The organism is uncultured Ralstonia sp. (assembly GCA_913056305.1).
Taxonomy (GTDB): Bacteria; Pseudomonadota; Gammaproteobacteria; order Burkholderiales; family Burkholderiaceae; genus Ralstonia.
On record CAJXMR010000042.1, the window covers coordinates 21334 to 30722 of the forward strand.

7 protein-coding genes and 1 tRNA gene are annotated in these 9389 nt (G+C 63.5%); 1 reads left to right on the forward strand and 7 read right to left on the reverse strand.

The genetic code is table 11. The annotated features are described in order from the left end of the window. Positions 1–72: 72 nt before the first annotated feature. The 7 genes from QZ609_RS09705 to QZ609_RS09735 all read right to left on the reverse strand — a co-directional run bounded on the left by QZ609_RS09705 (position 73) and on the right by QZ609_RS09735 (position 8299). Positions 73–2061: a CocE/NonD family hydrolase gene (locus QZ609_RS09705; RefSeq protein ID WP_295493782.1), complete on the reverse strand. Its 1989-nt coding sequence runs from the start codon at positions 2059–2061 to the stop codon at positions 73–75. Between the two features lie 340 nt (positions 2062–2401). Next, positions 2402–5023 carry an EAL domain-containing protein gene (locus QZ609_RS09710; RefSeq protein ID WP_295493784.1) on the reverse strand — a complete coding sequence of 874 codons (2622 nt, stop codon included), beginning with the start codon at positions 5021–5023 and terminating at the stop codon, positions 2402–2404. Between the two features lie 566 nt (positions 5024–5589). Next, entirely contained in the window at positions 5590–6234 is a 645-nt protein-coding gene (locus QZ609_RS09715; protein WP_295493785.1) for a DsbA family oxidoreductase, read from the reverse strand. A 198-nt stretch (positions 6235–6432) separates the two neighbouring features. Continuing rightward, on the reverse strand, positions 6433–6993 hold the full coding sequence (locus QZ609_RS09720) for a flavodoxin family protein (protein ID WP_295493787.1): 561 nt from the start codon (positions 6991–6993) through the stop codon (positions 6433–6435). A gap of 14 nt (positions 6994–7007) precedes the next feature. Then, complete coding sequence (locus QZ609_RS09725) at positions 7008–7376, reverse strand: nuclear transport factor 2 family protein (RefSeq protein ID WP_295493789.1); 369 nt, start codon at positions 7374–7376, stop codon at positions 7008–7010. Between the two features lie 417 nt (positions 7377–7793). Next, positions 7794–7884: transfer RNA gene (locus QZ609_RS09730), tRNA-Ser, on the reverse strand. Positions 7885–8017: 133 nt separating this feature from the next. Continuing rightward, positions 8018–8299, reverse strand: coding sequence for a hypothetical protein (locus QZ609_RS09735; RefSeq protein ID WP_004634341.1), 282 nt, complete (start codon positions 8297–8299; stop codon positions 8018–8020). A 527-nt stretch (positions 8300–8826) separates the two neighbouring features. Here QZ609_RS09735 and QZ609_RS09740 point away from each other — a divergent pair. Then, on the forward strand, positions 8827–9389 hold a 563-nt coding region (locus tag QZ609_RS09740; RefSeq protein WP_295493791.1), incomplete at its 3' end, for a CocE/NonD family hydrolase.

The following is a 9389-nucleotide window of genomic DNA, read 5'->3' on the forward strand; positions in this document are numbered from 1 at the left end:
GGGCTGCGCCCTTGCCCGCAACGGCAAACACCACGATGCAGACCGTGGCGTTGCCGGCGTCTTCCCTCTTCCCTAGTGCGTCAACTGGCTTCCCGCATAGGTGCCGGGCATCAAGATCGGCAGCTCCACGCCGGCCGCAGACACGGTGTAGACGTTCGGCACCGCCACCGTCGACAGGTTGAGCGCTGAGATGACCGGCGGGATCTGGGTGCCAAGGGCGAAGTTCACGGCGTTGGTCGCATTCGGCAACGCACTCGCGCTGACGATCGCCGCATACTGGACGTGCTGCGGATAGAACAGCAGCCCCACCTGATCGCCATCCTGCAGTTGCTGGCCGACGGCCGGCAGCAGGACGGCGCCGGCGTTCAACCCGGCATCGTCGCGGTGGTCGCCTTCCGCGAACGGCGTCACCTGATCGTCCACCAGGATCAGCCTGCCCGCCCGCTGGATACCGACCCCCACATAGGCCACCGCCGCCTGCACGGCACCGGTGCCACGCGCCACGGACAGGTCGGCAATGCGCGGCACGCCGGCCAGCACCTGCCCACTGCCGCTGATGGTCGTGACGGGCGCGAACACTGGCCCGGTCGTACCGAGCGGCACCGACGCGCTCAGGGTAGGCGCAACGGTGGGAACGGCCCCCGCTCCAGACAGCGAACCGACCGGCATGCTGTCCAACATCAGCCCAACCGGCGTGGTGTTCGGCGCGCCCACCGTGTCGGCCACGGACAGGCAGACCTTCGGAATCGCATCGAACGTGGCAGAGTGGATGTCCTTCAGTTGCTTGTCGAACCAGCTCAGGATCGACGCCACGCCGATGATGCCGCCGCAGTTGGCCGTGCCCTCGGATTGCCCTGCCAGCGGGTTCATGTGCCCGCCCTCGGTGGTCAGCACGCGCACGTCCGCACCGGTTGCCGCGAAGTAGCGCGCATTCAGGTACGCCTCGGTAGCGTTGAACAGGACATCGCGGTTGCCTTGCAGGAACAGCGCAGGCACCTTGCGCAAGACGGCCTGGGTCTCACCGAAATTCCACGGCAGGCCGGCGCGCTGCCGGGCTTCGAAATATCCGGTGCCATGGCTGAAGAAGAATTGCGTCAACTCGGTGCCCGAGACGGGGCGCGGGTAGGCCGTCGGCAGGCCGGCCAGGCCAAACAGGTCGGCCTTGGTGCGCACCGTGGAAGCGGCCGGCCCCTGCACGCCGATGGTGTTGCACAGCGTCGCCACCAGCGGCGTGTTGGACACGCCATGCCCGCCGGGGTTGGCGGTGCTGGCGGTGGTCGCCAGCAGGCACAGCAGACCGCCATAGGACAGCTTCATCGCATCGCCCGGCAGCAGGCTGTACAGCAGGTCATACCAGGTGCCGTTGGGCACGATGGTATCGATGCGTGCATCGAGCGCGGCCAGCGGCATCTCGAAACCGCCGCCGTAGCTGTAACCGATGGTGCCGACCTTGACGTCCTTGGGAATGCCGCTGTGCGGCTCGGTCTGGACGTAGAGGCTGTCTGCGTTGTCGTAGACCCAGTCGAGGATCGCGCGGGCATCCTGCACCTCCGCGCGCGGGTCGATGATGCGCGCGTAGCCGCCGCCGTTGGCGGGCACGGTATCGCCATGTCCGCGCTCGTCGTAGCTGATGACGACGTAGCCGTGGTATGGCAGCGCCTGGACGAGTGCATCGATCGACGCGAAGTGCGGATCGTTCGGATGCAGGTCGCCGTTGGCGGCCAGGGTTTTCAGGCGGTTGCCGCCATAGCCGTGGCTTTGCAACACCAGCGGGAAGTGATCACCTGGGCAACGCGCGGGCAGCATCACGGTGAAATAGACCCGCGTTGTGGAGGTCGGATTCGAGGTCGGATCGAAGTCCGACGGCACCGGTACCACGATCGAGGTATTGGTGACGCTGGGCGCCAGCGGTGCGGCGCACGTCGCAGGCTGCGCGCCCCCCGATGAGGTTGCCGCTTGCGTCGTCTGGGAAGCACTGGTTGAAGCATCGGTCGTGCCACCACTGCAGGCAACCATGAGCGCGCAAAGACACGCCGCAAGGCCAATGCGGATGATCGACATGGGGTCTCCTCCTGCCTCGGATGGCGATTGTGGTCTTGGTATGACCGAGGCTGCGAGGATTCTATGGAGGCGCTTCCGTTTTAGGCACTGTGTTTTTTAGAGCCATCAATCAAAACGGAATTGAATTGCAGGTTAACCCGGAAAGCGGTGATGGCCGAAAACGATTGCCGGATTCTTCAAGCGCATCGCCAGTCTGCAAGCCGTTCTAGCGGCAGCGGATGTGCCGCCAGAACGCTTGGTAAGTGAGCTGTTAATTCAATCACCGAGAGGATTTTCTTCAAAGCAACAGATGACGTTTTCCATGCATCCCATTTAAAAGGTGAGCACGGCCCCTGCGCTTTCACCCCATCGCGCCGGCAAATTGCCCGTGCGCAACAAACGCCTCGAACTCCGCCGGCAGAACCGGGCCGCAGAACAGGAAGCCCTGCCCATAGTCGCAGCCTGCTGCCGTGAGGATGTCGATCTGCTCGAGGGTCTCGATGCCCTCGGCGATGACCTTGATATGCAACGCGTGAGCCATGCTGATGATGGCGCCGCACAGGGCGACATCTTCCGGGCTCTGCGCCAGGCTCCGGACAAACGACTGGTCGATCTTGATGTAGTCGATGTCGAAACGCTTCAAGTACGACAGCGACGAATAGCCCGTCCCGAAATCGTCGAGCGCGATCTCGATTCCAGCGCGACGGAATGCGTTGAGATGCTCGATCACCTCGGCGTTCTGGGCCATCAATGAACCCTCCGTGATCTCAACGATGAGGCTGCGCTCCGGAACCCCGCGGTTGTTCACCACCTTGGGCCACGAATTTTCCGTGGCCTGGTGGGCACGGAACTCAACGGGGGACTTGTTGACCGACACCTGAAAACCACGGCCGAACAGGGTGTGCCACCGCATGAGTTGGTCCAGTACCTCGCTCAAGACCCACTGGCCGATGTCGATGATCAGGCCGGTTTCCTCGGCAACGGGGATGAAATCGCCCGGATCGATGGCCCCCCGCACGGGATGCCGCCACCGGATCAGGGCCTCTGCCTTGCACACCTTGCCGGTGCGCAGATCGACGACCGGCTGATAGTGCATGGCAAACTGCCGCTCCTCCAGCGCAACGCGCAGGTCGTTGGTGATGCGCAGCCGCTCCTGCTCCGCGCGCTGCAGCGCCGGGGTGAAATGGGTCCATTGGTTGCGCCCCGCAACCTTGGATGCAAACATCGCCTGGTCTGCGTGCACCAGCAAGGACTCCGCATTGTCGCCATCGCGCGGGTACATTGCCACGCCGATGCTGGCCGATACGACCACCATTTCCTCCGCCAGCTTGAGCGGCGCACCGATGCGCTCCAGCATCTCGCGGATGATGCCTTCCGCAGCGCCAGGCTCCCCGAGGTTCGACAGAATGACCGTGAACTCATCACCACCGAGCCGGGCCACGGTGTCGGTTGACCGCACGGTTGACGTGATGCGGCGGGCAACCTCCTGCAGCAGGATGTCGCCCTGATCGTGGCCGAGGGTGTCGTTCACCTCCTTGAATCGGTCCAGGTCGATGAACAGCAACGCCAGCGGCCCCTCCGAGGTCTGCGCCTTCTGGATCTCCTGCCGCAATCGATCCGAGAACATGCGCCGGTTGGGAAGATCGGTCAGCGCATCGAAATTCGCCTGCCGCCAGATGACCTCCTCGGCGCGCCGCTTCTCGGTCATGTCGTGGATCAGCGCCACGCGCCTGCGCTCGCCAAGCGAGTGCTCCAGGAACGTATCGATGGTCACCAGCGCAGGGAATTCGCTGCCATCCTTGCGGCGGATCAGGTATTCGCCGCTCCAGGAGCCTGCGGCCCCGACCGCCGCCTGCATCCCCTCCATCAGGGGCAGGTCATTGCGCTCGGAGCGGATGGCATCGCTGTGCCTGCCCTTCATCTCGGCGGCGGTAAAGCCGGTGGTGGCGGTAAAGGCCGGATTCACGTCGACGACGCGGCCATCGAGCGTCGTCACCATCATGGCTTCACTGCTTGACGCGTAGACCAGCGAGGCAAGCCGCATTTCCTCCAGGTGCCGCCTGCGCTCGGCCATCGACCGGCGCAGCGTGAAATGCAGCAGCGCGATCAACAGGGTCGATGCAATGGCCTCGGCCAACGCGGTGTGCCAGTACGTCTGGTACGGCGACAGCACCGACACGACCGACTCGCCCACGGTGAAGGTCAGCCCAATTTCGGGGATCCGGTAGTACCCGAAGATCCGCTCGACGCCGTCGGTTTGGGCAACCACGCGGTAGTTGCCCGACAGCGGCGCCTCGCTGCGTGAAAAAGGCCGATTCCGAAGTGGCTTGCCGAGACTGCTGATCCCATCGGGCACGCGGGCGATGATCTGCCCGGATTCCTTGACGATCGTCGCGGTATCGCCCTCGCTCATCTTGAGTTTGCCCGCGAAGCTGGCGAACTGCTCCGGGCTGACGGACACCACGATGACACCATCGAACCCGCCCGCCTTCAGGATCGGCCGGGTAAATTGGATGGACCACTTCTTCGAGACCTTGCCCTGGATGGGGTCGCTGATGAACAGGACATCCCGACCGCCCGACACCTTGTGGACGCGAAAATGCTCGCGCTGGCTGAGGTCGACGACTTCCGTGACCGGCGCGATGGAGGAGTAGGCGAGGCGCCCGTCCTTGTCGATGACGGCCACCTGGAATGACAGGTCCTGCACGACATCCTGCCGCTCGTGGATGACCTGCTCGAAGATCGTGCGGCCCGCGAGCCAACTGGCCCGCAGGTCGAGGAGGAATTCTGAGAGGCGCCGCGTGCTGGCGTGCGCGTACTCCCCGAAAGCCTGGGCCTCGACCACCGTGCGCATCTCGGCATCGCGCAACAGACGATCACGCTCTCGGCTGAGCTGGTAGAACGTGAACGACCAGATGGCGATCAGGCAGACCGCCACTCCGACATTCAGTGGCGAAAGCAGGCCCCGCAGGCCGCGGAGCACCTTGGATTCTGAAGTATTCGAACGCTCTGACGCCACGCCAACTCCAGGAATGTCATGTCTGCCGGCCCTCAAGGGCGGCCCCGGGTGGCGCTGGTCACGCCACTACCACGGTGTCTTCACAGCAGTCTGGCACACGATCCATGCGGGTGATACCTAGTGGCCGGCGATGCTCGCCCTACCGGTGCTCCTGGATGGCGGCAGGCATTGGGGCTGCGTGCGTCATGACCGCCCGGCGCCTTCGTCAAGTGACGGGAACAGCTATTACACCTATACCAATCGGCGGAAATGTCAACTGCTTTAGCGCAATGACCGAGCGCAACAAGAAAAGCCCGCGCGATGGTGGGCATTTTGGGCAGGGATCCTGGCAGACAGAGGGGGCTGCCACAAACCTAGTGTTTAGACGGATTTTCGGGCTGGTGCGCGGGCTGCCCGACGGGTCCGCGCGTATCACTTTGCCCGGCTCAGTGGGCCGCGCACAGCAGATTTGCCCGCCTCGTTCTTTTGGCCCGCCTCCACGATGCGGGAACAACAAAGGGGTCTTATCGCCCCCTGCTGGCACTCGGTGATTACACCTTTTTGGCGATGTCGCGCAGGATCTGCTCATACCCGGACACAGGCTGACTGCCGGTGACAAGATACTGGCCATTGATGATCATCGAAGGCACCGATTGGATACCAAGCTGGCGGTATTTCGCCTGGCTTTCGCGCACCTCTGCGGCGTAACGGTCCGAGCCGAGCACGGCGCGGGCCTCCTCCGCATCCAGCCCGACGCCAACCGCCAGTTCGCTCAGCACCGCGTGGTCGCTGACGTTCTTCCCATCGGTAAAGTAGGCCGAAATCAGCGCGTGCTTGAGCGCCAGCTGCTTGCCGGACCTGGCCGCCCAATGGAGCAAGCGGTGGGCATCAAAGGTGTTGTAGTAATGGCTGCGCTTTTCCATGTTGAAGGTGAAGCCAAGCGCCTTGCCACGCTCCGTGATGTTGGCGTAATTGGCCAGCACCTGCTGCTTGGAGAGGCCATATTTCCGCTGCTGGTTCTCGAAGACGAGCAGCCCCTCCTTGGGCGCATCCGGGTTCAGCTCGAAGGGACGGAAATGGATGTCGACGCTCAGCTCATCGCTGAGGTGATCGACGGCCTGTTCGAGGGCGCGCAGCCCTAACGTGCACCAGGGGCACATGACATCGGAGACAAAATCGATGGTCAGTTTTTTCATGTCCTTACACTCCAGCTTGATTCTTGAAAGCCAGGCAATCGGTCGCCAGCGGTCGGCGCATCCTGGCCACGTTGGTGATCTTGACTCGCCGAGTGCTCCGCCCGACGAGATACGCGCCTTCATCGGCTTCCTGACGGAGGAGGCCCGAGCGACAAGCGCTACGCCGGGCGGCAAGACCCGCCCGGCCAACACGGGACCTTACGATTGCGCCACGCGACGTGCCGCCGCCGCGACGCGCTCGCCGAACAGTCGCGCCGTGGCCAGGTCACCCTGCGGCACTTCCTCGGGGCTGGCATCGGACGGCGATGCAGTCGCCAGGCCAGCGAACGACGACAGGTAATTGATGTCGTCGCGCCGGGCAGCCTTCGAGTTGCTTGGCATCAAGCCGGTGCCGACCCACAGCATGCCGTGCTGCTGCGCCAGCGTGAACAGCGTGTACAGGGTCGTCTGCTTGTCACCCGCAACCGAAGCGGAATTCGTGAAGGCGGCACCAAGCTTGTCCTTCCAGCCCTGCTGCGCCCACACCTTGGACGACTGGTCGGCGAATTTCTTGAACTGCCAGCTGACGTTGCCCATGTAGGTAGGACTTCCAAACACGATGGCCTGGGCCTGCTCCAGCGCGTCCCAACCACCTTCGGGCAGATTGCCTTCGGCGTCGATGGGCACAAGCTGCCCGCCGCTGCCGGTTGCGACCGCCTCGGCGACCTTGCTGGTATGGCCGTAGCCGCTGTGATAGACGATAACGATCTTCGAGCTCATTTGGATTTCTCCTGTCACGCGATGGGATGGTGAGTAAAGGTCTTGTTGACAATCTTCCAGCCGTCCGGCCGTTGCGCGAACGTCAGGTACAGGTAGTAGTCGAAGCCGAGCATCGGCGAATGCAGGCGGGCATGGGCGATCGGGCCGAGCACGTCGAGCGCGAGCAGGCGCATGCGGTAGGGCTCGCCCAGCGATGCGGGGCTCTTGCGGCCGGCAACGCCATCCACATAGGCGGCCGCGGTCTTGAGATAGGGCTCACCGGCAATGACGCCATAGACCCTTGCGTCGCCATCGAACAGACCCGTCAGCAGCGCAGCGTTGCCTTGATAGACACCCTGGAAATAGCGCTCGACCAGCTCAAGAATTTCTGTGTGGGGGGACATTTCGCTCTCCTCGTCTTGCGGACTCGATGGAGAGGAATATAGGGATGCATGCGTCGCCGATGAAGCGGGTGCGAGTCACATGATTTGATACATCATGGAACAGACGGGAGCCGACATGCCCCGCTATACCGCTGGACGTACCGCCAGAGGGAGCCACCTGAAGAGGTGGACGACGTGGAATTGTTTTCAGCGGACGAGCAGCGCAGCATCATCGCTGCCCCACCCGATCAAGCCGCCAACATGGCGCGGTTCGCTTTCTGGTCCGGCCTGCGCACTTCGGCGTGCGTGGCGTTGGATTGGTCCAACGCGGATTGGTAACGCACCGCGCCTCGCGGCGACCTTGCTCGGTATCTAGCGCGATGGCCGAGCGCAACAAAAAAGCCCGCGCGACGGCGGGCTTTTTTTGGCAGGGAATCCTGGCGGAGAGAGGGGGATTCGAACCCCCGATAGGTTATTAACCTATACACGCTTTCCAGGCGTGCGACTTAAACCACTCATCCATCTCTCCGGAAGCCCGCGATTGTAGCACACTGCACGGTCTCGCCAAGTTTCCCTCACGAACAAAAGGCCCGGTCTCCCGACAAGGCCTTTTGCATCCCACCGCCGACTCAACTTACCTGGTCGGCATCCCCTCTCGTAACTCAATGCAGCGTGGCTTGTGTCTCATTCGTCATCAGCGTCTGCGCAACCTGATCGCGAATCGACTGCGCTTTCAGCAGCAGGCGCAGGGCGATATCGGCACCACGGCTATTGGCAACGTGCTCGATAAACGCGTTGCGTGCGCGTTCATTCAATGTGGCAACGTGCGCGGCCTCCGACCAGACCCGCCACGCGGCGGGCTGACCGGCAAACTGCTCGCGGCGGCGGAGCAGGTCCGAGTCGATGGCAGCGGCAATCTCGACGTCTTGAATGTTGCGATTCATGATGGCCCCCTTGCGGTCTGTGCTGTTGTTGCGCTCTTCGTATGGCGCCCTGCGCCGGGCGTGCAGCCTGAATATGCAACGTCCATGCCAACACCCATGAGCCGCTCAATTCGCGCGTGTTGCATGCGTGCGTTGTTGTTTTGATCTGTTTGAAACACCCTGTTGGCGGCGCTTTGCGGGGAGCATCCCTACGTCGGTGGGGTGCGAAATTCTCATCTGAAAACCGCTGCGTCAGGCGGCTCGTTACGCGGAACGTTACGTAACGCGGGCGGTGTTCCGGGCCCCAACACACGTGCCATATCGCCGTACAACGCCATCTGCGTGGTGACGGGCGGTGGGCATGCTTGGTGCTTTATCCGTGCGCCCAAGCCCGCTGGCGCGCGGTCGGTCGTGTCACCCACCCCTCTTCTGCGCCGGCCTCTTCGCTTGCTTCGCTTCTGAACCGGAAGCGATCGGCCGCATGCCGCCACCCTCGGCGCGCTGGCCATTCCCCCCACACAACAAAAGCATTCAAGAGGAGACACCCCATGCAAATGGGCACCCCACGTGTGCGGCGCGGCCGCATGCTGATGTCGGCACTGCTGTGCGCGGCGCTTTCGCTCTCGGGCTGCGGCGGCAATGATGGCTCGACTGTCGCCAACAGCATCCGCGCAGATTCAAACACCACCACGCAGCCAACACCGCCGGTACAGCCGGCCGCAGTCAACTGGACCACGCTCGGTACGCGCGCCACGCCCGCGCAGCCGGGCACGTCCATCACGAGCAACGCTGGCGCCAAGTGGGTCGACTACAACCCGCCCGTGCTCTACGCGGGCGTCGCCCGGCAAGCCACGCAATACATCTCGATGCCCGACGGCACGAAGCTCGCCGCATATGTGACGCTGCCCGCCGACGCATCCGGCAACGCCGCAACGGGCTCCTTTCCGACGGTGCTCGTGCAAACCTCGTACAACGGCGGCAACGCGCAATACGAAGCCTCGATCGGTGCTGCGCTGGGCGCGGCCGATCCGTACATCGTCCAGCACGGCTACGCGACGGTGGTGGTGGACGTGCGCGGCACCGGCCAGTCGCAAGGCACATGGGACGCCTT